This window comes from Micromonospora sp. NPDC000668 (genome assembly GCF_042897975.1).
In the GTDB taxonomy this organism is placed as follows: domain Bacteria; phylum Actinomycetota; class Actinomycetes; order Mycobacteriales; family Micromonosporaceae; genus Micromonospora.
Genome location: NZ_JBIAYP010000001.1, coordinates 124,232 through 150,102, shown reverse-complemented (window position 1 = coordinate 150,102; position 25,871 = coordinate 124,232). Strand labels below are relative to the sequence as shown.

Sequence of the window (25,871 nt, the reverse complement as noted above, 5' to 3'; positions counted from 1 at the left end):
CACGAACCCATCTCGCCCCTCCCGGATAAGCGTTGGCGACTCGAATCGCGCGTCGCACCCTCTAGACACCGGACCGGCCTGCCAGGTTCCCGAACGTCCCTACCTCAGCGATCCGGCGATCTCGATCGCCTCGGTCTTGCTGAGGTCGCCCTCAAGCCGATAGCTCACGCCACCGGCCTGCCAGATCAGGGTCGAGGCGGCGAGCCGGGCGGTCTCCACCCGGACCTCTCCCGCCCGGTCCACATAGGCCAGTGTGTGTGGGCCGCCGACCCAGACGGCGAAGTCGCGGTTGACCTGGACCCAGTCCGCCGGCCTGCTGGTCTCCTTGTGGAAGGCCAGGTCGAGTCGACCGTCGAAGGCATCGATGCGCAACGTGCCCCCGCCGTAGAGCAGCGTCGCCACCCGGTAGCGCCCTGTGCCGTCGGGATCGGCGACCAGCACCTGCTCGGGCGTGCCCAGCTTCGCCGGCAGGCGAATCGGGAAGCGCACCGCCCGTTGTGCCTCGTCGAGGGTGGTGGTCCGCTGCGCGGGCAACGGCGACGGAGTGCCGGTGGGCAGCTCCGCGGGCGAGGTGGCAACGCTGACTCCGGCGAAGCGCAGCAGCCCCGCGACGGCGTCGGCGAGGGCGCTCCGTCCCGGCGGCAGCACCGCCACCAGCAGGGCGACGAGCGCCGCAGCGGCATACGAGCGCCACCGGCGTCGCCGGCGGGTGGGCGCGGTGAGCTGTGCGCGTACGCGCGCGGTCACCTCGGGCGGGTCGGGTGTCTCCAGCCAGGCCGACAGGTCGCGCAGTTCCCTTTCGAGGTCACCCATGCCGGACCTCCTCGCGATCGAGCAGGCCGCGGAGCTTCGCCAGAGCGCGGGACGTCCGCGACTTCACCGTGCCCCGGGGCCAGCCCAACGTCGCCACCGTCTCCTCCTCGCTGAGATCGAGGAGGAATCGGCAGACGATCACCTCGCGGTCCCGCACCGGCAGTTGGCGCAGCGCCTGCACCAGCGTGGCGCGGCGCTCCCCGGCCAGGACCGCGTCGACCGCGCCATCCTCGGCGATCTCGGACGCCGGGTTCGCCGCCGCAGCCCGCAGGACGAGCCCGTCCCGCCGGTTGCGCGACCGATGCAGGTTGCGGGTCTCGTTGGCGACGATCGCCAGCAGCCATGATCGGAAGGACGACTCGCCCCGATAACGGGACAGCTTGCGGTATCCCTTCACAAACGCCTCCTGGATGACGTCCTCGGAATCCGAGCCCGCGCCGAGCAGCACCGCCGTCCGGTACGCGGACGCGGTGTGCCGGGCGACCAGGAGGTCGTATGCCTCCAGGTCACCTGCCCGTGCGCGGGTGACGAGCACGTCGTCGTCCAGGGGGACCTCCGGTTGGATCACACTCATGACACCGCCCGCGCGCTCTGGGTTCCACCCGCGGTTCGGCCAGCTCACTCCCACCCGACGTGCAGCGTATTGCCAGGAATCGGTGGTGCACTGGGAGGGCATCGAGGAGAGGGGTGGGTCATGGGCTGGTTCAGTCGACGGGCACGGGGCACCGAAGCGACCCCGACGAAGCTGGACCGGGAGGCGACCCGGGACGACCTCGCGGCGTTGGAGGCGTTCATCGCCAGCCGGCAGGGGGTGGAGTTCTACCTGGAGCCGGAGACGACCGCGACCGACACCACCGTGATGGCGATCGCCCACGACGGCGAGTGGATCCGCCGCCGGACGGGCACGCCACGCGCGGCGGGCGCCATCGCCCGCAAGCACGCGGTGCCGCTGTACGAGGCGGCCCGTACCGGCTACCCGGAGCGGATGCGGGTGTGGAGCCGGGCCCACCCGGAGCGCCACGCCCGCTGAGGCCCGCCGCCTGCGGATCATGGCCGACGGTGGTGCCGCCGTCCGCTGCTTCGCTGACCTGGGCTGACCGCGTCGACGATCACATTTCCGCCTCCGGCGGGGTCCTGGCAACCTCGGTCCGGACGTTGTTCCGGGCCGGCGTCACTGGTGGGGCGCCGGGGGTCCGCGTTCGGATCCCGGGGTCGGGCCGGATTGATCGTGGCCGTTGACCCACGTCCGCTCTCTTCGAGGCGGGGGGTGCCGATTCAACGCTCCCGTCAGGGACCCGGGCTGGCCGGATGGTCCGCCCGCCATTGTTCCGTTGCCGGGAACGCAACGATGAACGCGCTGCCGCTATCGCGCCGGGTGCGGCAGGGCAAAGGGCGCGCGGCATTCAAGCGGGGCATTGTGAGGGCGGCGAATCGAGGCGTACCGATCGGCGTATCTCGATCGGTTGGGCCCGGCCTTCGGCGGTGGGGGCAGCGTTGACCGGCGGCGGACGGGTGTGGCAGCATTCGCGGCCTGACGGCAGTGAAGGAAGTCGGTGCGATTCCGACGCGGTCCCGCCACTGTCACCGGGGAGTGATCCCCCCTCGTGCGCCACGACCGTGTGTCTGCGGTTGGAAGGCCGGGGGAGAGCGTCGATCCGGAAGCCAGGATACTTCGGCCGTCGGGACGTACCCCAGGGCGTGGACACCCGAGGAGGACCCGATGGCGCATGGCGTCTCTTTCGTTGACGAGCACCGTCATGACCCGCACGGTGGACGCTCCGCCGTACCCGCAGCCGCACCCGGATCCGGCCCCGCCGGCATGCGCCGCGCCGGTCGGGTGGACGACCGCGCCGGCCACCGGCACCGCTGAGTCGCGCACCCGGCGCTGACCGGCCCCGACGCCCGCGTCGGTGACCCGTCCGCTCGGTCGTACCGGCTGACGCCGCATCCACCCGCTTCGTCCAGGTCGCCCTCATGGGCGACGGGGACGTCACTCTCCGGAGCCTTCCGTGCGCATCCTGCTGCTCTCCACCGCCGACACCGACCTGCTGGCCGCCCGTTCCAGCGATGCCGACTACCGGCTGGCCAACCCCGCGCGGGTCGCCGCCGACGAGGTGCCCGCCCTGCTCGACGGGGCCGACCTCGCCGTCGTACGCCTGCTCGGGGGCCGGCAGGCGTGGCCGGACGGCCTCGCCGCGGTGCTCGCCAGCGGCCTGCCGACGGTCGTGCTCGGCGGTGAGGCGGTGCCCGACGCGGAGCTGATGGTCGTCTCCACCGTGCCGTCCGGGGTGGCCACCCAGGCGCTGGCGTACCTGGTCGAGGGCGGCCCGGAGAACCTGGGCCAGCTGGCCCGGTTCCTCTCCGACACGGTGCTGCTCACCGGCGAGGGCTTCGCCCCGCCCGCGCCCACCCCGGCGTACGGCGTGCACGGCGAGTACCCGGTCGACCCGGACCGGCCCACCGTGGGGATCGTCTTCTACCGGGCGCACACGCTGGCCGGCAACACCGGCTTCGTCGACGTGCTGGCCGACGCGGTACGGGCGGCCGGCGGCAACCCGCTACCCATCTTCTGCGGCTCACTGCGTGGCCTGACCGCCGGCGCCGGCCCGCTCGGGCTCTTCGCCCGCTGCGACGCGCTGCTCGTCACGATGCTCGCGGCCGGCGGCGCGGTCGCCGCGGACGCCTCCGGTGGCGGTGATGAGGACGCCTGGGACGTCGGCGCGCTGGCCGCCCTGGACGTGCCGGTCATCCAGGCGCTCTGCCTGACCAGCACCCGCGAGCAGTGGTCCGGCAGCGACGCCGGACTGTCCCCGTTGGACGCCGCGATGCAGGTGGCCATCCCCGAGTTCGACGGCCGGATCGTCACCGTGCCGTTCTCGTTCAAGCGGATCGACGCCGACGGGATCTCGGTCTACGCCGCCGACGAGGAACGGGCCGCGCGAGTGGCCGACATCGCGGTGCGGCACGCCCGGCTGCGGTACGTGCCCAACGCCGACAAGCGGGTCGCCGTGGTGCTCAGCTCGTACCCCACCAAGCACTCCCGGGTCGGTAACGCCGTCGGGCTGGACACCCCGGTCTCGGCGGTCCGGCTGCTCGCCGCGTTCGCCGACGCCGGCTACCACCTCGGCGACGGCCCGGTGCCCGACGACGGAGACGCGTTGATCCACGCGCTGATCGCCGCCGGGGGTCACGACGTGGAGTGGCTCACCCCGGAGCAGTTGGCCGCCGCCGAGGCCCGGGTGCCCGGGCAGACGTACCGGCGCTGGTTCGAAGGGATTCCGGCCGGGCTGCGCGAGCGGATGCGGGAGCACTGGGGCGAGCCACCCGGCGAGCTGTACACCGACGGCGGGGACATCGTGCTCGCCGGGCTGCGCTTCGGCAACGTGGTGCTGCTGATCCAGCCACCGCGCGGCTTCGGGGAGAATCCGATCGCCATCTACCACGACCCGGACCTGCCGCCCAGCCACCACTACCTGGCCGCGTACCGCTGGCTGGCCGCGCCGGTCGCCGACGGCGGCTTCGGCGCGGACGCCGTGGTGCACCTGGGCAAGCACGGCACCCTGGAATGGCTGCCCGGCAAGGGCCTCGGCCTCGCCGCCGACTGCGCGCCCGACGCGGTCCTCGGCGACCTGCCGCTGGTGTACCCGTTCATCGTCAACGACCCCGGCGAGGGCACCCAGGCCAAGCGGCGGGCGCACGCCGTGGTGATCGACCACCTGGTGCCACCGATGGCCCGCGCCGAGACCTACGGCGACCTGGCCAAGTTAGAGCAACTGCTCGACGAGTACGCCACCGTGCAAGCGCTCGACCCGGCCAAGGTGCCCACCGTGCGGGCGCAGATCTGGGACCTGGTGCGCGCCGCCGAGTTGCACCACGACCTGCACGCCGAGGCGATGCCGGCCGCCGACGACTTCGACGACTTCGTGCTGCACCTCGACGGCTACCTCTGCGAGGTCAAGGACGTACAGATCCGCGACGGGCTGCACATCCTCGCCGCCGCGCCGACCGGCGAACCCCGGGTCAACCTGGTCCTCGCGGTGCTGCGCGCCCCGCAGATCTGGGGCGGCACCCGTGCCCTGCCCGGCCTGCGGCAGGCCCTCGCCAGCGCGTACGGGCTCGACGAGCAGGAACTGCTCGCGACGCCGGGACAGCGGCTGGCCCTGCCCACCGAGCTGACCGACGTGGTGGACGGACCGGCCGGCACTGCCGCCGACGCCGTCGACCTGATCGAGGCGCTGGCGCGACGGCTGGTCATCGCGATGGAGACCCTCGACTGGCCCACCGGGGCCGTCGACGCGGTGGTCGAGGAGGTGACCGGCCGACCGATCCCGGACGTCGCCGCGGTGCTGCACTTCGCCGCCACCGAGTTGGTGCCCCGGCTGGACCGGACCACCGACGAGCTGACCAACACCCTCGGCGCGCTCGACGGCCGGTTCGTGCCGCCCGGCCCATCCGGTTCACCGACCCGGGGTCTGGTCAACGTGCTGCCCACCGGCCGCAACTTCTACTCCGTCGACCCCAAGGCCATTCCCAGCCGCAACGCCTGGGATGTCGGGGTGGCCCTGGCGGACTCCCTGCTGGCCCGGCACCTCGCCGACACCGGGGCGTACCCCCGCTCGGTGGGGTTGACCGTGTGGGGCACCAGCGCCATGCGGACCCAGGGCGACGACATCGCCGAGGTGCTCGCGTTGCTGGGCTGCCGGCCGGTCTGGGACGACCGGTCGCGGCGGGTCACCGGCGTCGAGGTGGTGCCGACCGCCGAGCTGGGCCGGCCCCGCATCGACGTCACCGTGCGCATCTCCGGCTTCTTCCGCGACGCGTTCCCGCACGTGGTGGCGCTGCTCGACGACGCCGTCCGGCGGGTCGCCGCCCTGGAGGAGCCCGAGGCCGAGAACTACGTCCGGGCGCACGTCGCCGCCGACCTCGCCGAACACGGCGACGAGCGGCGGGCCACCGCGCGCATCTTCGGCTCCAAGCCCGGGGCGTACGGCGCCGGGCTGCTGCCGCTGATCGACGCCCGGACCTGGCGCAGCGACGCCGACCTGGCCGAGGTGTACGCGGTCTGGGGCGGCTACGCCTACGGCCGTGGCCTGGACGGCCGGGAGGCGCGCGCCGACATGGAACGCTCGTTCGCCCGGATCGCGGTGGCGGTGAAGAACCAGGACACCCGCGAGCACGACATCGTCGACTCCGACGACTACTTCCAGTACCACGGCGGGATGGTGGCGATGGTCCGCCACCTCACCGGCGCCTCGCCGCAGGCGTACGTGGGCGACTCGGCGATGCCGCACGACGTGCGCACCCGCACCCTGGCCGAGGAGACCCGACGGGTGTTCCGGGCCCGGGTGGTCAATCCGAAGTGGATCACCGCCATGCGCCGGCACGGCTACAAGGGCGCCTTCGAGCTGGCCGCCACCGTGGACTACCTGTTCGGCTACGACGCCACCGCCGGCGTGGTCGACGACTGGATGTACGAGCACCTGGCCGCCGCGTACCTCTTCGACGAGACCACCCGGGAGTTCCTGGAGCGGTCCAACCCGTGGGCGCTGCGCGGCATCACCGAGCGGCTGCTGGAGGCCGCCGACCGGGGGCTGTGGGCCAAACCCGAGCCGGCCACCCTCGACCGGCTCCGCGACACGTACCTGGCCAGCGAGGGTGACCTGGAGGACCGCGCATGACCACCTACCCGTTCAGCGCCGTGCTCGGCATGGCCGACATGCGGCTGGCGCTGCTGCTCAACGCGGTGTCCCCGGCGATCGGCGGGGTGCTGGTCCGCGGCGAGAAGGGCACCGCCAAGTCGACCGCCGTACGCGCCCTCGCCGCGCTGCTTCCCCCCGTACCCCGCGTCGCGGGTTGCCGGTTCGGCTGTGACCCGGCCGAGCCCGACCCGGCCTGCCCGGACGGCCCGCACCCGGCCGGCGCCCCCGCCGAGACCCGACCAGCCCGCCTGGTGGAGCTGCCGGTCGGCGCCGCCGAGGACCGGGTGGTCGGCTCGCTGGACCTGGAGAAGGCCCTCGGCGAGGGGGTACGCGCCTTCGAACCGGGCCTGCTCGCCGCCGCGCACCGGGGCGTGCTCTACGTCGACGAGGTCAACCTGCTGCACGACCATCTGGTCGACCTGCTGCTGGACGCTGCGGCGATGGGCCGCAGTCACGTCGAGCGGGAGGGCGTCTCGGTCAGCCACGCCGCCCGGTTCCTGCTGGTCGGCACCATGAACCCGGAGGAGGGGGAGCTGCGCCCGCAGCTGCTCGACCGGTTCGGGCTCACCGTCGAGGTCGGCGCCAGCCGGGACCCGGCGATCCGGGTCGAGGTGGTCCGCCGTCGGCTCGCCGCCGACGCCGACCCGACCGGCTTCGCCGCCCGCTGGGCGGACGCCGACGCCGAGATCGCCAGCCAGGTGGCCGCCGCCCGCCGTCGGCTTCCCGGGGTACGGCTGCCTGACGCCGCGCTGCGCCAGATCGCCGAGGTGTGCGCCGCGTTCGATGTGGACGGGATGCGTGCCGACATCGTCACGGCCCGTACCGCGCTGGCGCACGCCGCCTGGCACGGCCGGGACCGGGTCACCATCGACGACGTCCGGGTGGCCGCCCGGCTGGCCCTGCCGCACCGGCGCCGCCGCGACCCGTTCGACACCCCCGGGCTGGACGAGAAGCTTCTGGACGAGGCGTTGCAGCGAGCCCAGGACGCGCACCCCGACGACGAACCGGACGATGACGGCCCCGACCGGGGGCCGGACGGCGGTGGTGGTCCGCAGGGTGGCGGCGGTCCGGACGGCGATGGCGGTCCGGACGGACGTGGACCCGATGGACGAGGCCCCGACGGAGCAGACCCTGGTCCGGGCCGGGCCGGGCAGACGGCCGCTGGCGACACCGGCCTCGATGGACGGGCCGATCAGGGTTCCGACGGCGGGTTGCCGCAGCGCGCGTCGGACGACGACGACTGGAGCGGACCCGACCAGGACAACGGGCCACGCGGCGACCGGACCGAGGGAGGCGACGGCGTGGCCAGCGGGGCGGCCGACGGCGACCCGAGCCGGGGCGGGGCGCACGCCACGGCGGGCGGTCAGCCGATGGCCGTACCCCGGGGTGGGTTGAAGGCGCGGCTGCTCACCGCGCCGGGTGTGGGTGACGGGGTGCCCGGCCGGCGTTCGCGCGCCCGCACCGGGCGGGGCCGCACCACCGGTGCCCGGGTGCCGGCGGGCCGGGTCGGGGCGCTGCACCTGCCGGCCACGGTCCGCGCCGCCGCGCCGCACCAGGCCGCGCGGGGACGGCTGACCGGCCCGCTGCGGCTGCGCCCGGACGACGTACGCGAGGCGGTCCGGGAGGGACGCGAGGGCAACCTGGTGCTGTTCGTGGTGGACGCCAGCGGCTCGATGGGCGCCCGGCAGCGGATGACCGCCGTCAAGGACGCGGTGCTGGCCCTGCTCACCGACGCGTACCAGCGGCGGGACAAGGTCGCGGTGATCGCCTTCCGGGACGCGGGCGCGCGGACGCTGCTGCCGGCCACCTCGTCGGTGCTGGCCGCGTCGACCCGGCTGGCCGAGCTGCCCACCGGCGGGCGTACGCCGCTGGCCGAGGGGCTGCTCGCCGCCGCCGACCTGCTGCGGGTGGAGCGCCTGCGGGACCCGAAGCGGCGTCCCCTGGTCCTGGTCGTCACCGACGGCCGAGCCACCGCCGGCCGCCGCCCGCTGGACCGCGCGGCGGGAGCGGCGGCGGTGCTGGCCGCAACCGGCGCCGCCTGCGTCGTCGTCGACTGCGAATCCGGCCCCGTCCGCCTGAACCTGGCCAACCGCCTGGCACTCCAACTGCACGCCCCCCACCGCCGGCTCGACGACGTCGCCGCCAACCCCCTGCGGCACCCGCAAGCCTCAGCCCGCACCGCCAGCACGCCAGACAGGAGTGTCGCCTGATGCCGCAGGGGAAGCCGAGCACGGTGCCCGCCGACGGGTTGACCACCCGACAGCGACGCCACCGGCCGCTGCTGATGGTCCACACCGGACAGATGAAGGGGAAGTCGACCGCAGCCTTCGGGCTGGCCCTGCGGGCGTGGACCGCCGGCCTGCCGGTCGGGGTGTTCCAGTTCGTCAAGAGCGCCAAGTGGCGGGTGGGCGAGGAGAACGCCTTCCGGGCGCTCGGCGAGGTGCACGACCGCACCGGCCAGGGCGCACCGGTGGCCTGGCACAAGATGGGCGAGGGCTGGTCCTGGATCCAGCGCGGCGCCGACGCCGACCATGCCGCCGACGCCCTGGAGGGCTGGCGGCAGATCCAGCGCGACCTGGCCGCCGAGCGCTACGGGCTGTACGTGCTGGACGAGTTCACCTACCCGATGAAGTGGGGCTGGGTGGACGTCGACGAGGTGGTGGCCACCCTGGCCGACCGGCCCGGCTTCCAGCATGTGGTGATCACCGGCCGGGACGCCGACCCGCGGCTGATGGCCGCCGCCGACCTGGTGGCCGAGCTGACCAAGGTCAAGCACCCGATGGACGCCGGCCAGAAGGGCCAGAAGGGCATCGAGTGGTGAGCGTCGGAGTCGCCGCAGAGCCGTGGCCGCTGCCCCGGGTGGTGGTCGCCGCGCCGGCCAGCGGTCACGGCAAGACCACCGTGGCCACCGGGCTGCTCGCCGCGCTGCGCCGCCGTGGCCTGACGGTCAGCCCGCACAAGGTCGGCCCGGACTACATCGACCCCGGCTACCACGCGCTCGCCGCCGGGCGGCCCGGCCGCAACCTCGACCCGTTCCTGGTCGGCCCGGAGCTGATCGCCCCGCTGCTGCGCCACGGCGCCACCGTCCCGACGCCCGCCGACGTGGCCGTGGTGGAAGGCGTGATGGGTCTGCACGACGGCGCTGTCGGTCGCCGCGACTACGCCTCCACCGCGCACGTGGCCCGGCTGATCGAGGCACCCGTCCTGCTGGTGCTGGACACCACCGCGCAGGGCCGCTCCGCCGCCGCGTTGACGCTGGGCATGGCCGCCTTCGACCCGGCCGTACGGATCGGCGGGGTGATCCTCAACCGGGTCGGCTCGCCCCGACACGAGACGCTGCTGCGCGACGCGCTGGCCGAGGTGGGCGTACCGGTGCTCGGGGCGGTCACCCGGGCCGCCGAGGTGGCCGCCCCGGCCCGGCACCTGGGGCTGGTCCCGGTCGCCGAGCGGGCACCCGAGTCCCTCGCGATCGTCACCGCCCTCGCCGAGCTGGTCGAGTCCACCGTGGACCTCGACGCGGTGCTCGACCTGGCCCGGACCGCCCCGGCACTGACCGCCCCGGCCTGGGACCCGGTCGCCGCCGTCGGCGGGCCGGCCGGCTCGGAGCGACCGCGCGTCGCGCTCGCCGGTGGTCCGGCCTTCACCTTCTCGTACGCGGAGACCGCCGAACTGCTCGCCGCGTCCGGCGCGGACGTCGTCACCGTCGACCCGCTGCGCGATCCGGCGCTGCCCGCCGGCACCCGCGCGGTGGTGGTCGGCGGCGGCTTCCCCGAGGCGTACGCGGAGGCGCTGGCCGCCAACGCCGCGCTTCGCACCGAGCTGGCCGCCTTCGACGGGCCGATCGTGGCCGAGTGCGCCGGGCTGCTCTACCTCGGGCGGTACCTGGACGGCGTACCCATGTGCGGCCGGCTGGACCTGACCGCCCGGATGACCGGCCGGCTCACCCTCGGCTACCGGGAGGCGGTGGCCGTCACCGACTCCCCGGTGGCCCGGGCCGGCGAACCGGTACGCGGTCACGAGTTCCACCGCACCACCACCGACCCGGTGCACGGCGACCGGCCGGCGTGGCGCTGGGACGGCGCGCAGCATGGCTTCGTCGCCGGCCGGGTGCACGCCTCCTACCTGCACACCCACTGGGCCGGTCACCCCGGCGCCGCCCGCCGCCTGGTCGAGGCGTGCCGGTGACCGCCGCCGTTCGTCCCGCCGCCGCGCACCGAGGCTCGGCCGACGCCACGTTGACCGGGGTCGGTGTCGGACCCGGCGACCCGGAACTGCTCACCGTCAAGGCGGTGCGGGTGCTGCGCGAGGCCGACCGGGTCTTCGTACCCGTGATGGCGGACCGACCCGACCCGGACGCCGCAGCCGGGCGGGCCGAGCGGACCGTGCGGGAGTACGTGGCGGCGGACCGGCTGCGCCGGCTGCCGTTCGCCCTGGACGACCGGGGCGGGGTGACCGCCCGCCGGACGGCGGCCTGGGACGACGCCGCGCGCGCCGTGGTCGACGCCATCGACAGGGGCGCGCGGTCGCTGGCCTTCGCCACCATCGGCGACCCGAACGTCTACTCCACCTTCGGCTACCTGGCGCAGAGCGTCCGGGCGCTGCGCCCGGCGGTGCGGATGGCGACCGTGCCCGGTGTCACCGCCATGCAGGAGCTGGCCGCGCGCAGTGGCACCCCGCTATGCGAGGGACGCGAGCCGCTGACCCTGCTGCCGGCAACCGCCGGGCTGGCGCTCTTCGCCGACGCGCTGGCCGGGCCGGGCACCGTGGTCGCCTACAAGGGCTGGCGGCGGCACCCGGAACTGCTCGCCGAGCTGCGCCGACAGGGCCGGCTCGCCGACGCCGTGCTCGGGCGCAGCCTGGGGCTGCCCGATGAACGCATCGGCCCGGTCGACGACCCCGAGCACGACCTGCCGTACCTGTCGACGCTGCTGGTCCCGGCCCGCCGCGAGCAACGAGGAGGAAAGCTGTGACCACCGACGGCAAGGTCTGGTTCGTCGGGGCCGGCCCCGGGGCGGCGGACCTGCTGACCCTGCGGGCCGCCCGGGTGATCGCCGAGGCGGACATCGTGATCTGGGCGGCCAGCCTGGTACACGCCGACGTGCTCGGTTACGCCCGGTCCGGGGCCGAGATCGTCGACTCCTCACAGCTGCCCATCGAGGGGGTGCTCCCGCTCTACCAGCGGGCCGCCGAGGACGGGCTGACCGTGGCCCGGATCCACTCCGGCGACCCGGCGCTGTGGGGCGCGGTGCAGGAGCAGCTGGACGTGTGCAGGGCGCTCGGCCTGGCCGTCGAGATCGTGCCCGGGGTCTCCTCGTTCACCGCCGTCGCGGCGATCGTCGGGCGGGAGCTGACCGTCCCCGAGGTGGCCCAGTCGGTGATCCTCACCCGGCTGGAGGGTGGCAAGACCCCGATGCCGCCCGGCGAGCGGGTCCGCGACTTCGCCCGGCACGGCACCACCATGGCGCTGTTCCTCTCCGCCGCCCGCTCCGGGCAGGTGCAGACCGAGCTGCTGGCCGGCGGCTACCCGGCGGACACCCCGGCCGTGGTGGCGTACCAGGCAACCTGGCCGGACGAGCTGGTGGTGCGCTGCACGGTCGGCACCCTGGAGGCCACGGTCAAGCAGCACCGGCTCTGGAAGCACACGCTCTTTCTGGTCGGCCCGGCGTTGGCCGCCGAGGGCACCCGGTCGCACCTGTACCACCCCGGGCACTTCCACACCTTCCGTCGGGCCGAACCGGCCGCCCGCGCCGAACTCCGCCGCCAGGCGGGCGCCCGTACCGGCGGGGCGGTCCAGGATGGCGGCGAGCCGGCCACACCGGGCCACCCACTGTGACGTACGCCGAGCCGCCGCTGCGCGAGCCGGACCTGCCGCGGACCGCGAAGGTCCGGCCCACCGCGCTGCGCACCGGCTGGACCACCGGCGCCTGCGCGACGGCGGCGGCCAAGGCCGCGGTCACCGCGCTGGTCACCGGCGCGGCCCAGCCGGAGGTGGAGATCGGCCTGCCCGCCGGGCGGCGGGTGCGCTTCCCGGTTGCCCGCTGCGAGGTGACCGGCACCCCGCCGGCCCGGGCCGAGGCGGTGGTGGTCAAGGACGCCGGCGACGACCCGGACGTCACCCACGGCGCCGAGCTCACCGCCACCGTGGACTGGGCTGACGCACCCGGGCTGCTACTGGCCGGCGGCTCCGGCGTCGGCACGGTCACCAAGCCGGGTCTCGGGCTCGCGGTCGGCGGCCCGGCGATCAACGACACCCCACGCCGGATGATCAGCGAGGCGGTGGCCGAGGTGGTCGACCTCACCGAGGTCGGCGTCCGCGTGGTGATCAGCGTGCCGCGCGGCGAGATCATGGCCCGCAAGACCACCAACCGGCGGCTCGGCATCCTCGGCGGCATCTCGATTCTCGGCACCACCGGGATCGTCCGACCCTTCTCCACCGCCTCCTGGCGGGCCAGCGTCGTGCAGGCCGTGCACGTGATGGCCGCCCAGGGCGAGCGGACCGTGGTGCTCTGCACCGGCGGGCGTACCGAACGGGCCGCCCGCGCGCTGCTGCCCGAACTGCCCGAGGTGTGCTTCGTCGAGGTCGGCGACTTCACCGGCGCCGCGGTCACCGCCGCCGTGGGCGACGCGATGACCGGGGTGGTCTTCGTCGGCATGGCCGGCAAGCTGGCCAAACTCGCCGCCGGCATCCTGATGACCCACTACACCCGCTCCAAAGTGGACCTCTCGCTGCTCGGCGCGGTGACCGCCGAGGCCGGCGGCGACCCGGCACTGGTCGACGAGGTGACCCAGGCGAACACCGGCCGGCACGCGTACGAGCTGTGGGAGGCCGCCGGGCTGCTCGCCCCGGCCGGCGACCTGCTCTGCCAGCGGGTCGGCCAGGTGCTGCGGCGCTTCGCCGGGCCGACGGTCACCGTGGACGTGGCGATGGTCGACTTCGCCGGCGCGCGGGTGGTCGCCTCGTCGGGCCGGTGGGACCGGTGACCCCGGTGACCGTGATCGGTCTGGACGCCGCCGGCGCCCCGCCGCACCCCGCGCTCGCGCCGGCGCTGGCCGCCGCCGCTCTGGTGGTCGGGGCCGCCCGGCACCTGGCGGCGGTGCCCGTACCGCCCGGCGCGGCCACCGTAGCCCTCGGCCCGCTCGCCCCGGCCGTGCGGCGGCTGGCCGACGCCGTCGCCGCCGGGGTGCCGGCCGTGGTGCTGGCCAGCGGGGATCCCGGCCTGTTCGGCATCGTCCGGCGGCTGCGCGCGGCCGGGCTGCCGCTGCGGGTGGTCCCGGCGGTGTCCAGTGTGGCCGCCGCGTTCGCCCGCGCCGGACTGCCCTGGGACGGCGCCGCCGTGGTCACCGCGCACGGCCGTGACCCGCGACCGGCGCTGAACGCCTGCCGGGCGCTGCCGCTGGTCGCCGTGCTCACCGCGCCGGGCGCCGGCGCCGCCGAGCTGGGCGCCGGGCTGGCCGGCTGGTCGCGCCGCCTGGTGGTCGCCGAACACCTGGGCACCGACGCCGAACGGATCCGTGAGGTGACCCCCGAGCAGGCCGCCGCCGAGACGTGGTCCGACCCGCACGTGCTGCTCAGCCTCGCCACCACCGACCCGGCCAACCTCGGCGGGATGCGGTGGGACAACCAGCCCGCCGCCACGCCGGCGGGCGGCTGGGCGCTGCCGGAGACCCGGTACGCCCACCGCGACTCGATGATCACCAAGTCGGAGGTACGCGCCCTCGTCATCGCCCGGCTGCGCCCCCGACTGGGTCGGCTGGTCTGGGACATCGGCGCGGGCAGCGGCTCGGTGGGCATCGAGTGCGCGCTGCTCGGCGCGGCCGTGCTCGCCGTCGAGCAGGACCCTCGGGCCGGCGACACGATCCGGGCCAACGCCGCCGCGCACGCCGTCGACGTCCGGTTGGTCCACGGGCGTGCCCCGACGGTGCTGGCCGGCCTGCCCGAGCCCGACGCGGTCTTCGTCGGTGGCGGCGGCGCCGACGTCCTCGCCGCCGTGGCGGCCCGCCGACCCGACCGGGTGGTGCTCACCCTGGCCGCCCTGGACCGGGTCGCGCCGGCCGTCGGCCTGCTGCGCACCGCCGGCTACACGGTCGAGGGCAGTCAGCTCTCCGCCGCCCGCCTCGCCGACCTGCCCGGCGGGTCGATCCGCCTCGCGGCCACCAACCCGGTGGTCGTCCTCACCGGGGAGCGCCCGTGCACAACCTGACCTCGCACACCCGGATCGGGCTGGTCGCGGCCACCGCCGCCGGCCGACGGCACGCCCAGACCGTCGCCGCCGCCTGGCCGCACGCCCGGCTGGTCGAGGGGGAGAGCGTCGCCGACGCGCTGCGGACCGCGTGGGGGCGGTGCGACGCCGTGGTCGCCTTCCTGGCCACCGGCGCGGTGGTGCGGATCCTCGCCCCGCTGCTCGGCGACAAGCGCACCGACCCGGCCGTGGTGGTCGTCGACGAGGCGGCCCGGCACGCGGTGGCGCTGCTGGGCGGGCACGCCAGTGGCGGCAACGACCTCGCCGAGCAGGTCGGCGCGCTGCTAAACGCCCGGCCGGTGGTCACCACCGCCACCGACGCGGTCGGGCTGCCGGGGCTGGACACCCTCGGCTGGCCGGTGCAGGGTGCCGTCGCCGCCGTGTCCCGGGCCATCCTGGACGGCGAGCCGGTCCGGCTGATCGCCGACGCCGCCTGGCCGCTGCCCGCCCTGCCACCGAACGTCCAACCACAGCCCGCCACCGCCGAGAGCGGCGAGGGCGGCACCGTCGACGCGGCGGATGACGGGTACCGGCTGCTGGTCACCGACCGGGTGGTGCCGCTGGACGAGCGGACCGCGGTGCTGCGCCCCCCGTCACTGGTCGCCGGGGTCGGCGCCAGCCGGGGCGTACCGGCCGCCGAGGTGGCGGAGCTGCTGCACCGGGTGCTGGCCGAGGCCGGCCTCAGTCCGGCCAGCCTGCGCTGCCTGGCCAGCGCCGACGTCAAGGCCGACGAGGCGGGCATCCGGAGCACCGCCGACGCGCTCGGCGTACCCCTGGTGACCTGGCCGGCGGCGCGGCTGGCGGCGGTTGACGTGCCGCACCCCAGCGAGGTGGTCCGCGCCGCGGTCGGCACGCCGAGCGTGGCGGAGGCCGCCGCGCTGCTCGGCACGTCCGGCCGCCCGGGAGACGCCGCGCTGCTGGTGCCGAAGACCGCGACGGCGATGGCCACCGTGGCGGTGGCCCGGCACGCGCCGCGCGGCCGGCTGGCCGTCGTCGGGCTCGGCCCCGGCGCCGCCGACCTGCGCACCCCGCGTGCGGTGGCCGAGCTGCGCCGGGCCGCCGTGGTGGTCGGCCTCGACCAGTACCTCGACCAGGTCCGCGACCTGCTCCGCCCGGGCACCCGCGTGCTGTCCAGCGGGCTCGGCGCGGAGGAGGCACGGGCCCGCGCCGCCGTCGCCGAGGCCGACGCCGGCCACGCGGTCGCCCTGGTCGGGTCCGGCGACGCCGGGGTGTACGCGATGGCCAGCCCTGCCCTGGAGTACGCCGACGAGCGGATCGACGTGGTCGGCGTCCCCGGGGTGACCGCCGCACTGGCCGCCAGCGCGCTGCTCGGTGCCCCGCTCGGCCACGATCACGCCTACCTGAGCCTGTCGGACCTGCACACCCCATGGGAGGTCATCGAGCGGCGGGTGACCGCGGCGGCCGAGGGTGACTTCGTGACGCTGTTCTACAACCCGCGCAGCCGCAACCGGGACTGGCAGCTCGGCGCGGCGCTCACGATCCTCGGCAAACACCGCCCCCCGGACACGCCGGTCGGGGTGGTGCGCAACGCCAGCCGCCCCGGCGAACGCGTGCACCTGGCCACCCTGGCCACCCTCGACCCGGCCGTGGTCGACATGTACAGCGTCGTGGTCGTCGGCAGCAGCGACACCCGGCTGGTCGCCGGCCGCATGGTCACGCCCCGGGGGTACCGGTGGCGATCGTGACCATCGGCGCCTGCCAGGGCTGCGGTGCCTGCCTGCTCACCTGCCCCACGCACGCGATCCGGCCGGTCGCCGGCGGCCTGACGGTCCGCGCCGACCGCTGCACCGGCTGCCTGGAGTGCCTGGAGATCTGCCCGGTGGACGCGATCCGCGTCGCCGACCCCGATGAACGTGGAGGAGTCCGATGAGTTCGACCGTGGTCAGCACCGCTTCGCCGGCTGGCTGGGGGAACCGGTTCGGTGTTGCCCGGTCGGCTGCCGGTGTGGGGGAGCGGCGGTGAGCCGGGTGGTGCACCCCATCGAGGCGGAGTCGTACCGCATCCTGCGCGACCGGGTCGACCTGTCCCACCTGCCGCCGCTGAGCCGGGCGGTGACCGAGCGGGTGGTGCACGCCAGCGCCGACCTGGCGTACGTCGACGAGCTGGTCTGCGACGAGCCGGCCCTGGAGTCGGGGCTGGCCGCGCTGCGCGCCGGCGTGCCGGTGGTCACCGACGTGGCGATGGTCGCCGCCGGCATCACCCGAGCCGGCCTGGAACTGGTCTGTCCGGTCGCCGAACCGGCCGCCGCCGAGCTGGGCCGGACGGCCGGGATCACCCGCTCGGCGGCGGCCGTGCGGATCGCACTCGACCGGGTCGGGCCCGGCGCGGTCTGGGTGGTCGGCTGCGCGCCGACCGCACTGGTCGAACTGCTCACCCTGGACGCCGCGCCGGCGCTGGTCGTCGGCCTGCCGGTCGGCTTCGTGGGCGCTGCCGAGTCCAAAGTGGCGCTGCGGGCCAGCGGCCTGCCCGGGGTGTCCAACGTGGGGGAGAAGGGCGGTTCGGCGGTCGCCGCCGCCGCCCTCAACGCCCTGCTCTACGTCGAGGAGATGCCATGACCGGGTTGGTCATCGTCGGGCACGGCACCCGCAGCGTGGCCGGGATCGACCAGTTCGCCGCGTTGGTCGAGCGGGTCCGTCGCCGCGGCGTAGTCGGTGATGTGGAGGGCGGCTTCATCGAGCTGTCCCGCCCGCCGCTGACCGACGCGGTCGGTGCGCTCGTCGCGCGCGGGCACCAGGCGTTGGTGGCGCTGCCGCTGGTGCTCACCGCCGCCGGGCACGGCAAGGGCGACATCCCCGCCGCGATGGGACGCGAGCAAGAGCGCCACCCCGGGTTGAGCTATCGCTACGGGCGTCCGCTCGGGCCGCACCCGCTGCTGCACGACGCCCTCGAACAGCGGATCGACGCGGCGCTGGCCGGAGCGGATCGGGCCGGCACCTGGGTCGCGCTGATCGGCCGGGGTTCCACCGATCCGGACGCGAACGCCGAGGTGGCCAAGGTGGCCCGGCTGCTCTGGGAGGGGCGCGGCTACGCCGGCGTCGAGCCGGGGTTCATCTCCCTGGCCGAGCCGTCGGTGCCGGGGGTACTGGACCGGCTGCGTCGGCTCGGCGCGCGGCGGATCGTGGTCGCGCCGTACTTCCTGTTCGCCGGGGTGCTGCCGGACCGGATCGTCGCCCAGTCCGCGGAGTTCGCCGCCGCCCACCCCGAGCTGGACGTGCGGGTGGCCGACCTGATCGGCGACTGCGACGCGCTGGCCGACCTGGTGCTGGAGCGGTACGCCGAGGCGCTGGGCGGGGACATCCGGATGAACTGCGACACCTGCGCGTACCGGGTGCTGATGCCCGGCTTCGCCGACAAGGTGGGCCGCCCGCAACGCCCGCACGACCACCCCGACGACCCGGTCGGCGGCCACCACCACCACGGGCACGGGCACGACCAGCACGACCACGGATCGGTCGCGGTGGTCGGCGGCGGGCCGGGACCCGACGACCTGATCACTGTACGCGGCAAGGCGCTCCTCGACGCCGCGGACGTGGTGGTGGTCGACCGCCTGGCCCCGCACGGGCTGCTCGCCGGGCTGCGCCCCGACGTGCTGATCGTCGACGCCGCCAAGGTGCCCCGTGGACCGTCGATGGACCAGGAGGCGATCAACGCTGCCCTGATGACGCACGCCCGCGCCGGCCGGCGGGTGGTCCGGCTCAAGGGCGGCGACCCGTACGTGTTCGGTCGCGGCCACGAGGAGGTGCAGGCCTGCGCGGCGGCCGGCGTGCCCGTGACCGTCGTCCCCGGGGTGAGCAGCGCGTTCGCCGCGGCGGCGCTGGCCGGTGTGCCGGTGACCCACCGCGGGGTCGCGCACGACGTCACCGTGGTCTCCGGGCACCTGCCGCCCGGGCACCCCGATTCGCTGGTCGACTGGGCGGCGCTGGGCCGGGCCCGCGGCACGCTGGTGCTGCTGATGGCGGTGGACACCATCGCCAAGATCGCCGCCGCGCTGGTCGAACACGGCCGGGCTCCGGACACCCCGGTGCTGGCCGTGCAGGACGCCGGGCACCCCGGGCAGCGCGCCCTTCCGGCCCGACTGGACGAGATCGGCGCGGTCGCCGGCCGGGAGGAGATCCGCCCACCGGCGGTCTTCGTGGTGGGCCCGGTGGTCGCCCTCACCGCCACCGGCCTCCCAGCCACCTGACCACCCGCCGCCCCGGCCCAGTGTGGCCGGGGCGGCGTGGCTCGGGTTTCGAGAAGATACTGAAGGTATATACGCGAGGTATACCCTCAGGGTAGTCTCACGGCATGAACGTTCCTTTGACCCTGCTCGGCCTGCTCGAACGGGAGCCCAGCCACGGGTACGACCTGAAGCGGGACTACGACGCCTTCTTCGGGCGTGGCAAGCCGCTGCCCTTCGGCCAGGTCTACTCGACCCTCGGCCGCCTGGCCCGCGACGGCAAGGTGGTGATCAGCGAGGTCGGCCCCGGCGCCGGCCCCGACCGCAAGCGGTACATCATCACGGACCTGGGCGCGACCGAGGTCGAGCAGTGGCTGACCCAGCCGGTCGAGCCGGAGCCCCACCTGCAGTCGGTGCTCTTCACGAAGGTCGTGCTCGCGCTGATGCTGGACCGTCCCGCCAGCGAGTACCTCGACACCCAACGCGGCGCACACCTGGAGCGGATGCGTGAGCTCACCGAGGTCAAGCGCACCGGCAGCCTCGTCGACGCGCTGCTCGCCGACCATGGGCTGTACCACCTGGAGGCGGACCTCCGCTGGATCGAGATGACCGGCGCCCGGCTGGACGCCCTGAGGAAAACGGTGCGGCCATGACCGTCATGATCGAAGCCCGCAAGGTGGAGTTCTCGTTCGGCCGGACGCCCGCGCTGCGCGGCGCGAGCATCGCCGTGGACCAGGGCGAGATCCTCGCTGTCATGGGTCCCAGCGGCTCGGGCAAGTCGACCCTGCTGCACTGCCTGGCCGGAATCCTCGTGCCCGACTCCGGCGAGGTCCTGTTCGACGGGTCACGGATCGACTCCTTGACCGAGACCGAGCGCAGCGGCCTGCGCCGGGACCGCTTCGGGTTCGTGTTCCAGTTCGGCCAGCTGGTCCCCGAGCTCACCGCCGTGGAGAACGTGGCCCTTCCGTTGCTGCTCAGTGGGATCCGCCGGACGAAGGCGCTCCGCAAGGCGTCCGGCTGGTTTGAGCGCCTCGGCCTGGACGGCCTGGAGCAGCGCCGGTCGGGGGAGCTGTCGGGAGGGCAGGCACAACGCGTCGCCCTCGCCCGCGGCCTGGTCGCCGAGCCGGAGGTGCTCTTTGCCGACGAGCCGACCGGTGCGCTCGACTCGCTCACCGGCGAACAGGTCATGGACCTGCTGGTCACCGCCGCCCGCGAGCAGGGCACCACGGTCATCCTGGTCACCCACGAGCCGAGGATCGCCGCGTACGCCGACCGCGAGGTCATCGTCCGCGACGGGCGCGTGAACGCGCCGGAGAGGATCGCCTCATGATCGGCTTCGGGCTCCGCCTCGCCGTCGCCGGCGGCCGGGAGGCGCTCACCCGCCTCGCCATCATCGCCGCTGCCGTCGCGGTGGGCACCGGGCTGCTGCTGGTCACCCTCGCCGGAGTCAACGCCGCCAACGCGCAGCTCACCAGGCAGGCGTCGATGTATCCCACCGCCTCGACCGGTGGCGACGCCGACCCGCTGTGGTGGTCGACGCGGGAGGACTACTTCCACGGCGAGCAGATCATCCGGATCGACGTCGCGGCGACCGGACCGAGCGCGCCCACCCCGGTCGGCATTCCCACGACGCCGGGGCCGGGGGAGTACTACGCCTCGCCCGAGTTGCAGAAGCTGCTGGCCGCCCACCCGGCCGACCACCTGGGCGACCGTTATGCGGGACGCGACCTCGGCACGATCGGCCGGGCGGCACTGGCCTCACCGGACACCCTGCTCGTCATCGTCGGCGGCACCCCGGACAAGGTCGCCGAGCTGCCCCGCGCCCAGCAGCTCACCAGCGTCGGCGACAACACTCCCAGGCTCCCCGAGACGACGGTCAACCTCATCCTGGGCGTGATCGCCGGCGGCCTGCTGTTCCCGGTGCTGATCTTCATCGGCACGGCGACCCGGCTCAGCGCCGCCCGTCGGGAGCAACGCTTCGCCGCGATGCGCCTGGTCGGGGCGACGCCGAAGCAGATCTCGATGGTCGCCGCGGTCGAGGCGGCCGCCGCCGCCGTCGCCGGTACCGCCCTCGGCTTCCTCCTCTTCTTCGCGTTCCGCGGTTCGCTCGCGGACATCCCGTTCACCGGCATGTCGTTCTTCCCCAGCGACATGTCGCTGGGCGTGCTGGACGGCCTGCTCGTCGCGCTGGGAGTCCCGGCCGGTGCGGCGGTGGCCGCGCAGATCTCGCTGCGCCGCGTGCGGATCTCACCGCTCGGCGTCACCAGGCGGGTAACCCCACGCGCGCCGAGCGCGTACCGGCTGATCCCGCTCGTGCTCGGGGTCGGTGTGCTGGCCTTCGCCCTCGGCCACCGGCCCGAGACGTCCGACGGCCAGACCGCGGTGTTCCTGCCCGGGTTCCTGCTCATCATGACGGGCCTGATCCTCGCCGGCCCCTGGCTGACGATGGTGGGCGCCCGGGTGTTGGCCCGGCGCGCCAACCGACCCGCCACGCTGATCGCCGCCCGACGCCTCGCCGACAACCCGAAAGCCGGCTTCCGCGCGATCAGCGGGATCATGCTCGCGCTCTTCGTCACGAGCGTGGCCGTCGGCGTGATCACCACAATCGTCGACAACCGCGGCCCGGCGGCCATCGGCTCCACCGACGCCGGCACCCTGTCCACCGTCTTCGCCGAGGACCCGCCGGCAGAAACCGACCCGGCGCTCGCCGACCTCCGCGCGATCCCCGGCGTGCAGAACGCGACCGTCGTCCGCGAAAACCCGATCGTCACCAACGCCCTACGCGACCGGTCGTTGGAGACCGTACTCCCGGACGACCCCGGGGTGATCGCGTGCACCGACCTCCCGAGGGCGTACGGCCGGTGCGCGGACGGCGCCTCGGTGGCCGAGGTGCCGACGAGCCTCGTCCCCTTCCGTGGATCGGCGTCGTCCACGAGGGTCTGGCCCGCCGCATCGGTCCCACTCGACGACCTTCCGCGGTTGCCGGTGACGTCGATCGTCGTCGGCACCGATGGTTCGGCCGCCGCGGTGGAACGCTCGCGAACGGTCCTCGAGTTGGCCTACCCGACCTTCTGGGTCGGCCCGAACGTTCCCGGCGACTTCGAGTCGGGCTTTGCCAACACCCTGCGCGGCTGGCAACAACTGGCGAACGTCATCATCGTCACCAGCCTCGCGCTCGCCGGCTGCAGTCTCGCGGTCAGCGTGGTCGGCGGTCTCACCGAGCGCAAGCGCCCATTCAGTCTGTTGCGACTCAGCGGTGCGCCGGTGGGGGTCCTCCGACGTGTGGTCGCGCTCGAGAGCGCCGTACCGATGCTCGCCGTCGCAGCGGTCGCGGTCGGGATGGGCCTCCTCGCCGCACAACTGTTCCTCGAGGCGCAGATGGACTACAGGCTCACTGCGCCGAGCCCGGGCTTCTACGTGATCGTCGTCGTCGGGTTGGCAGCCTGCCTGGGCATCATCGCCTGCGCCCTGCCGTTGCTGGAACGGATCACGGGACCGGAGACCGCCCGCAGCGAATAGCCCGCGTACGCGTCACGGCATCACCGCCGCAGCCTCGCCGGCTGCGGCGGTGGCCCGGTCCGGCACTCTTCGCCACCGTGTCGGCCACGGCCACGGCCACGACGGAACGGCGGGAACTCGTCATGCTCAGCCGGTCAGCCACCGGACCAGGGCGACGCCGGCGGTCGCGGCGGCGAGGCCGGCGGCGACGCTGCCCAGTGCGTTGGCCAGGGCCTGCCACCGGTGCCCGGTACGGGCCAGCCGCACTGTCTCGTAACCGAAGGTGGAGTAGGTGGTCAGCGCCCCGCAGAACCCGGTGCCGACCAGCGCGGTCACCGCCGGCCCGGCCGGCAGCCCGAGCACCGCGCCGAGCAGCAGCGAGCCCGCCACGTTCACGGTGAAGGTGCCCCACGGGAAGGTCGAGCGGTGCCGGGACTGCACCGCTCGGTCGGTGAGGTAGCGCAGCGGCGCGCCGACGGCCGCGCCGAGCGCGATCAGCAGCACGGTCACCGCGCGCCCCACTTCAGCGTCGCGGCGGTGAGCGCGTCGCCGACCCACACGGCGGCGAGCGCGCCCACCAGCGTCGCGGCCAGGTAGGCCAGCGCGATCTGAGGCGCGCCGGCGGCCACCGCCTGGTGGATGTCCATGGCGTAGGTGGAGAAGGTGGTGAACCCGCCGAGCACGCCGACGCCGAGGAACGGGCGGGCCAACGGCGGTCCGCCGCCGAGGTGGCCGAGGACCGCCATCAGTACGCCGATCAGCAGGCAGCCGCCGACGTTGATGCCGAACGTCGCCCAGGCAAAGCCACCTGGATGGTGCGGGAAGGCCGCCTGCAGGCCCGCGCGGGCCAGCGTGCCGAGCACCCCGCCAGCGGCGATGGCCCCGAGCACCGCCGCCCGGTGCGCGGGCAGCTCCGCCCGGTCGGCGGGTACCCGCAGATCGACGTCGGGATCGGTACGCCGCTCGGACGGCTCTGACCCAGGTCCTCCCACACCACGATTGTCACCCGGCGGGGTGCGGCCTGGTCAGCGCACCGCCACCACTGCCGCGTCCGACCCGCCCCGCCAGAGGGTGCCGACCTCGGTGTAGCCGGCCGCGGTCAGCGCGGTCAGGTGCCAGGACACGGGCGGGTTCCATTCGGGACTGTGCCCGGTGGGGTAGATCTCCTGGCGTTGGGCCACCAGCGGGGCGAGGGTGGGGTCTGCGCCGGCCCGTGCCCACCAGTCGGACCAGGAGAGGGCCGCGCCGGCGGCGTACCGGCCGTCGCGCCGGTCCCGTGCCCACGCGGTCAGCCGCTTGGTCAGCTCGGGCAGCCCGTCGTCGGGCATGTGGTCGGCGTTGACGACGATGCCGCCGGGGCGCAGCACGTCGCGGATCTCCGCGTAGAGCCCGGCCAGCCGCTCGGCGGGCAGCCAGTGCAGGGCGGTGGCGGTGAGCACCGCGTCGAAGTCGCGGTAGGGCAGCGCGTCGGCCCAGTCGGCGCGGGCGAGGTCGGCGGTGACGACGGTGGCGCGTTCGGCCAGCGACGCGCGGGCGAGGGCGAGCAGCGCAGGGTCGAGGTCGAGCAGGGTGACCCGAGCGTCGGGGTGGCGGTGCAGGGTGCGCAGCGAGATGGTGCCGGTGCCGCCGGCCAGGTCGAGCAGACGCGGGGGCGCGCCGTCGGTGACCGCGTCCACCGCGTCCAGCATGGCGGCGAAGCGGTGCTCCCGGTCCGGCAGGTAGGCCTCCTGCTGGCGGTCCCAGCTCTCCTGCCAGGCCGACGGTTCGGTGATGTAAGGAGTCATGACGCTGAGGCTAGTTACGGCACCGGCCCGCTGTCCAGACCTTGTTGCCAACAATGTGCAATTGCGAGAGGATGGCGGGGCGATGATCCGTCGCGGGGTCGGGCACCGCCCGACCCCGCGCCGAACCCCGGTCGGCGGTCGAGATCCGCGTGCTGGTCACCCGCCTGGAGCAGCGCGTCCTGCGACCCGGATCCTCCGCGCCGACGACCGACGCGGCACCCACACCGCCCCGCTGGTGACCGCGCCGCACGCAACCTGGACCCCGAGCACCCCTAAGCGCGGGCGTACCGTACCCGCGTCGGCCGGCACGACCCGGCCGCGTCCGGCGGACAGGAGGCACCCGCAATGCAGGACCGCACCCCTCGCCCCGAGGAGCTCGAACCGATCGAGCGGGCCGGCGTCGACGAGCTGCGCGCCCTGCAACACGAGCGGCTGCGCTGGTCGTTGCGGCACGCGTACGACAACGTGCCGCACTACCGCCGGGCATTCGACGAGGCCGGCGTGCACCCCGACGACTGCCGGGACCTCGAGGACCTGGCCCGCTTCCCGTTCACCGGCAAGGCGGAGCTGCGGGAGAACTACCCGTTCGGCATGTTCGCCGTACCCCGGGAACGGGTCGCCCGGCTGCACGCCTCCTCCGGCACCACCGGCCGGCCGACGGTGGTCGGCTACACCCGCGACGACCTGCGGACCTGGGCCCGGCTGATGGCCCGGTCGATCCGCGCCTCCGGCGGCCGTCCCGGCGATCGGGTGCACGTGGCGTACGGCTACGGGCTGTTCACCGGCGGACTCGGCGCGCACTACGGTGCCGAGGAACTGGGCTGCACGGTCATCCCGGTCTCCGGCGGTATGACCGAACGACAGGTCATGCTGATCCGCGACTTCGAACCCGAGGTCATCATGGTCACGCCCAGCTACATGCTGGCCATCGTGGACGAGATGCAGCGCCAGGGCGTCGACCCGCGGGCCACCTCGCTGCGGGTGGGCATCTTCGGCGCGGAACCGTGGACCGAGGACATGCGCCGCGAGATGGAGGACCGGCTGGACATCCACGCGGTCGACATCTACGGGCTCTCCGAGGTGATGGGGCCGGGCGTGGCCACCGAGTGCGTCGAGACCAAGGACGGTCTGCACCTCTGGGAGGACCACTTCTACCCGGAGATCATCGACCCGCTGACCGGCGCGGTGCTGCCCGACGGCGAGCAGGGCGAGCTGGTGCTCACCTCGCTGACCAAGGAGGCGATGCCGGTCGTCCGCTACCGCACCCGGGACCTGACCCGGCTGCTGCCCGGCACCGCCCGCCCGATGCGTCGGATCGAGAAGATCACCGGCCGGACGGACGACATGATGATCGTGCGCGGGGTGAACATCTTCCCCACCCAGATCGAGGAGCTGATCCTGCGCACCCCGCAACTGTCGCCGCACTTCCAGTGCGTGCTCGACCGGCAGGGCCGGCTGGACACCCTGACGGTGCGGGTGGAGCGGCGGGCCGGAGTCGGCGTGGACGCCGCCGAGCGGGCCGGCGCGACCCTGGTCGAGCTGGTGAAGAACACCATCGGGGTGAGCGTGGCGGTCGACGTGCTCGCCCCGGACGGCGTGGAGCGGTCGGTGGGCAAGATGCGGCGCATCGTCGACCAGCGCCGGGCAAGCTGAGGTG

General features: G+C 74.6%; 22 protein-coding genes, 1 pseudogene and 1 riboswitch. Of the genes and pseudogenes, 18 read left to right on the top strand and 5 right to left on the bottom strand.

The window, feature by feature from the left end; all coding sequences use genetic code 11:
* Window positions 1–99: 99 nt before the first annotated feature.
* Complete coding sequence (locus ACFY29_RS00690) at window positions 100–813, bottom strand: hypothetical protein (protein WP_386982114.1); 714 nt, start codon at window positions 811–813, stop codon at window positions 100–102.
* Window positions 806–1,387 carry an RNA polymerase sigma factor gene (locus ACFY29_RS00685; protein ID WP_386982111.1) on the bottom strand — a complete coding sequence of 194 codons (582 nt, stop codon included), beginning with the start codon at window positions 1,385–1,387 and terminating at the stop codon, window positions 806–808. Before ACFY29_RS00685 ends, ACFY29_RS00690 begins: the two co-directional genes overlap by 8 nt.
* A gap of 120 nt (window positions 1,388–1,507) precedes the next feature.
* On the opposite strand from ACFY29_RS00685, the gene ACFY29_RS00680 reads away from it, so the two are divergent.
* The 17 genes and pseudogenes from ACFY29_RS00680 to ACFY29_RS00600 all read left to right on the top strand — a co-directional run bounded on the left by ACFY29_RS00680 (window position 1,508) and on the right by ACFY29_RS00600 (window position 22,451).
* Window positions 1,508–1,843 (top strand): hypothetical protein, encoded by a 336-nt coding sequence (locus ACFY29_RS00680; protein ID WP_328416301.1) that lies wholly within the window; start codon window positions 1,508–1,510, stop codon window positions 1,841–1,843.
* 513 nt (window positions 1,844–2,356) lie between these two features.
* A riboswitch (cobalamin riboswitch) is annotated at window positions 2,357–2,486 on the top strand.
* Between the two features lie 84 nt (window positions 2,487–2,570).
* On the top strand, window positions 2,571–2,702 hold the full coding sequence (locus tag ACFY29_RS00675; protein WP_386982107.1) for a hypothetical protein: 132 nt from the start codon (window positions 2,571–2,573) through the stop codon (window positions 2,700–2,702).
* A 120-nt stretch (window positions 2,703–2,822) separates the two neighbouring features.
* A complete protein-coding gene (gene cobN, locus ACFY29_RS00670) occupies window positions 2,823–6,491 on the top strand; it encodes a cobaltochelatase subunit CobN (RefSeq protein ID WP_386982104.1) in 3,669 nt (1,222 codons plus the stop codon).
* A complete protein-coding gene (locus ACFY29_RS00665) occupies window positions 6,488–8,722 on the top strand; it encodes a magnesium chelatase subunit D family protein (protein ID WP_386982101.1) in 2,235 nt (744 codons plus the stop codon). The genes cobN and ACFY29_RS00665 overlap by 4 nt, the downstream gene beginning before the upstream one ends.
* Window positions 8,722–9,333 carry a cob(I)yrinic acid a,c-diamide adenosyltransferase gene (gene cobO / locus ACFY29_RS00660; protein WP_386982099.1) on the top strand — a complete coding sequence of 204 codons (612 nt, stop codon included), beginning with the start codon at window positions 8,722–8,724 and terminating at the stop codon, window positions 9,331–9,333. The genes ACFY29_RS00665 and cobO overlap by 1 nt, the downstream gene beginning before the upstream one ends.
* Window positions 9,330–10,697, top strand: a complete 1,368-nt coding sequence (locus ACFY29_RS00655) for a cobyrinate a,c-diamide synthase (protein WP_386982096.1) — start codon at window positions 9,330–9,332, stop codon at window positions 10,695–10,697. The genes cobO and ACFY29_RS00655 overlap by 4 nt, the downstream gene beginning before the upstream one ends.
* On the top strand, window positions 10,694–11,482 hold the full coding sequence (gene cobI, locus ACFY29_RS00650; protein WP_386982093.1) for a precorrin-2 C(20)-methyltransferase: 789 nt from the start codon (window positions 10,694–10,696) through the stop codon (window positions 11,480–11,482). The genes ACFY29_RS00655 and cobI overlap by 4 nt, the downstream gene beginning before the upstream one ends.
* Window positions 11,479–12,345 (top strand): precorrin-4 C(11)-methyltransferase, encoded by an 867-nt coding sequence (cobM, locus tag ACFY29_RS00645; protein ID WP_386982090.1) that lies wholly within the window; start codon window positions 11,479–11,481, stop codon window positions 12,343–12,345. Before cobI ends, cobM begins: the two co-directional genes overlap by 4 nt.
* Window positions 12,342–13,412: pseudogene (locus ACFY29_RS00640) on the top strand (cobalt-precorrin-5B (C(1))-methyltransferase); the annotation flags it as partial. The gene cobM and the pseudogene ACFY29_RS00640, both read left to right, overlap by 4 nt.
* Window positions 13,373–14,713, top strand: a complete 1,341-nt coding sequence (gene cbiE, locus ACFY29_RS00635; protein WP_386984577.1) for a precorrin-6y C5,15-methyltransferase (decarboxylating) subunit CbiE — start codon at window positions 13,373–13,375, stop codon at window positions 14,711–14,713. The pseudogene ACFY29_RS00640 and the gene cbiE, both read left to right, overlap by 40 nt.
* Complete coding sequence (gene cobJ / locus ACFY29_RS00630) at window positions 14,701–16,458, top strand: precorrin-3B C(17)-methyltransferase (RefSeq protein WP_386982087.1); 1,758 nt, start codon at window positions 14,701–14,703, stop codon at window positions 16,456–16,458. Before cbiE ends, cobJ begins: the two co-directional genes overlap by 13 nt.
* Complete coding sequence (locus ACFY29_RS00625; RefSeq protein ID WP_328416320.1) at window positions 16,446–16,643, top strand: 4Fe-4S binding protein; 198 nt, start codon at window positions 16,446–16,448, stop codon at window positions 16,641–16,643. Before cobJ ends, ACFY29_RS00625 begins: the two co-directional genes overlap by 13 nt.
* 88 nt (window positions 16,644–16,731) lie before the next feature.
* On the top strand, window positions 16,732–17,328 hold the full coding sequence (locus ACFY29_RS00620) for a precorrin-8X methylmutase (RefSeq protein ID WP_386982083.1): 597 nt from the start codon (window positions 16,732–16,734) through the stop codon (window positions 17,326–17,328).
* Window positions 17,325–18,956 carry a uroporphyrinogen-III C-methyltransferase gene (gene cobA / locus ACFY29_RS00615; protein WP_386982080.1) on the top strand — a complete coding sequence of 544 codons (1,632 nt, stop codon included), beginning with the start codon at window positions 17,325–17,327 and terminating at the stop codon, window positions 18,954–18,956. The genes ACFY29_RS00620 and cobA overlap by 4 nt, the downstream gene beginning before the upstream one ends.
* A 104-nt stretch (window positions 18,957–19,060) precedes the next feature.
* Window positions 19,061–19,585, top strand: a complete 525-nt coding sequence (locus ACFY29_RS00610) for a PadR family transcriptional regulator (RefSeq protein WP_386982078.1) — start codon at window positions 19,061–19,063, stop codon at window positions 19,583–19,585.
* On the top strand, window positions 19,582–20,262 hold the full coding sequence (locus ACFY29_RS00605) for an ABC transporter ATP-binding protein (protein WP_386982075.1): 681 nt from the start codon (window positions 19,582–19,584) through the stop codon (window positions 20,260–20,262). The genes ACFY29_RS00610 and ACFY29_RS00605 overlap by 4 nt, the downstream gene beginning before the upstream one ends.
* The gene (locus ACFY29_RS00600) at window positions 20,259–22,451 is read left to right on the top strand and encodes an FtsX-like permease family protein (protein ID WP_386982072.1); all 2,193 of its coding nucleotides are present in this window, start codon (window positions 20,259–20,261) and stop codon (window positions 22,449–22,451) included. Before ACFY29_RS00605 ends, ACFY29_RS00600 begins: the two co-directional genes overlap by 4 nt.
* Window positions 22,452–22,577: 126 nt before the next feature.
* On the opposite strand, the gene crcB is transcribed toward ACFY29_RS00600, so the two are convergent.
* Genes crcB through ACFY29_RS00585 form a run of 3 tightly spaced genes read right to left on the bottom strand, consistent with a single transcriptional unit; the run spans window position 22,578 to window position 24,214 of the window.
* Window positions 22,578–22,940 carry a fluoride efflux transporter CrcB gene (gene crcB, locus ACFY29_RS00595; RefSeq protein ID WP_386982070.1) on the bottom strand — a complete coding sequence of 121 codons (363 nt, stop codon included), beginning with the start codon at window positions 22,938–22,940 and terminating at the stop codon, window positions 22,578–22,580.
* The gene (locus ACFY29_RS00590) at window positions 22,937–23,422 is read right to left on the bottom strand and encodes a fluoride efflux transporter FluC (protein WP_386982067.1); all 486 of its coding nucleotides are present in this window, start codon (window positions 23,420–23,422) and stop codon (window positions 22,937–22,939) included. Before ACFY29_RS00590 ends, crcB begins: the two co-directional genes overlap by 4 nt.
* Before the next feature lie 33 nt (window positions 23,423–23,455).
* A complete protein-coding gene (locus ACFY29_RS00585) occupies window positions 23,456–24,214 on the bottom strand; it encodes a class I SAM-dependent methyltransferase (RefSeq protein ID WP_386982064.1) in 759 nt (252 codons plus the stop codon).
* 345 nt (window positions 24,215–24,559) lie between these two features.
* Between ACFY29_RS00585 and paaK the strand changes: the two genes are divergently transcribed.
* Window positions 24,560–25,867, top strand: coding sequence for a phenylacetate--CoA ligase PaaK (gene paaK, locus ACFY29_RS00580; protein ID WP_386982061.1), 1,308 nt, complete (start codon window positions 24,560–24,562; stop codon window positions 25,865–25,867).
* Window positions 25,868–25,871: the final 4 nt, after the last annotated feature.

What these genes read in the sequence shown, in the direction of transcription:
- ACFY29_RS00690 (WP_386982114.1), bottom strand. Translation starts at nt 813, where the DNA reads ATGGGTGACCTCGAAAGGGAACTGCGCGACCTGTCGGCCTGGCTGGAG.
- ACFY29_RS00685 (WP_386982111.1), bottom strand. Translation starts at nt 1,387, where the DNA reads ATGAGTGTGATCCAACCGGAGGTCCCCCTGGACGACGACGTGCTCGTC.
- ACFY29_RS00680 (WP_328416301.1), top strand. Translation starts at nt 1,508, where the DNA reads ATGGGCTGGTTCAGTCGACGGGCACGGGGCACCGAAGCGACCCCGACG.
- ACFY29_RS00675 (WP_386982107.1), top strand. Translation starts at nt 2,571, where the DNA reads ATGACCCGCACGGTGGACGCTCCGCCGTACCCGCAGCCGCACCCGGAT.
- ACFY29_RS00665 (WP_386982101.1), top strand. Translation starts at nt 6,488, where the DNA reads ATGACCACCTACCCGTTCAGCGCCGTGCTCGGCATGGCCGACATGCGG.
- cobO (WP_386982099.1), top strand. Translation starts at nt 8,722, where the DNA reads ATGCCGCAGGGGAAGCCGAGCACGGTGCCCGCCGACGGGTTGACCACC.
- cobA (WP_386982080.1), top strand. Translation starts at nt 17,325, where the DNA reads ATGACCGGGTTGGTCATCGTCGGGCACGGCACCCGCAGCGTGGCCGGG.
- ACFY29_RS00610 (WP_386982078.1), top strand. Translation starts at nt 19,061, where the DNA reads ATGAACGTTCCTTTGACCCTGCTCGGCCTGCTCGAACGGGAGCCCAGC.
- ACFY29_RS00605 (WP_386982075.1), top strand. Translation starts at nt 19,582, where the DNA reads ATGACCGTCATGATCGAAGCCCGCAAGGTGGAGTTCTCGTTCGGCCGG.
- ACFY29_RS00600 (WP_386982072.1), top strand. Translation starts at nt 20,259, where the DNA reads ATGATCGGCTTCGGGCTCCGCCTCGCCGTCGCCGGCGGCCGGGAGGCG.
- ACFY29_RS00585 (WP_386982064.1), bottom strand. Translation starts at nt 24,214, where the DNA reads ATGACTCCTTACATCACCGAACCGTCGGCCTGGCAGGAGAGCTGGGAC.
- paaK (WP_386982061.1), top strand. Translation starts at nt 24,560, where the DNA reads ATGCAGGACCGCACCCCTCGCCCCGAGGAGCTCGAACCGATCGAGCGG.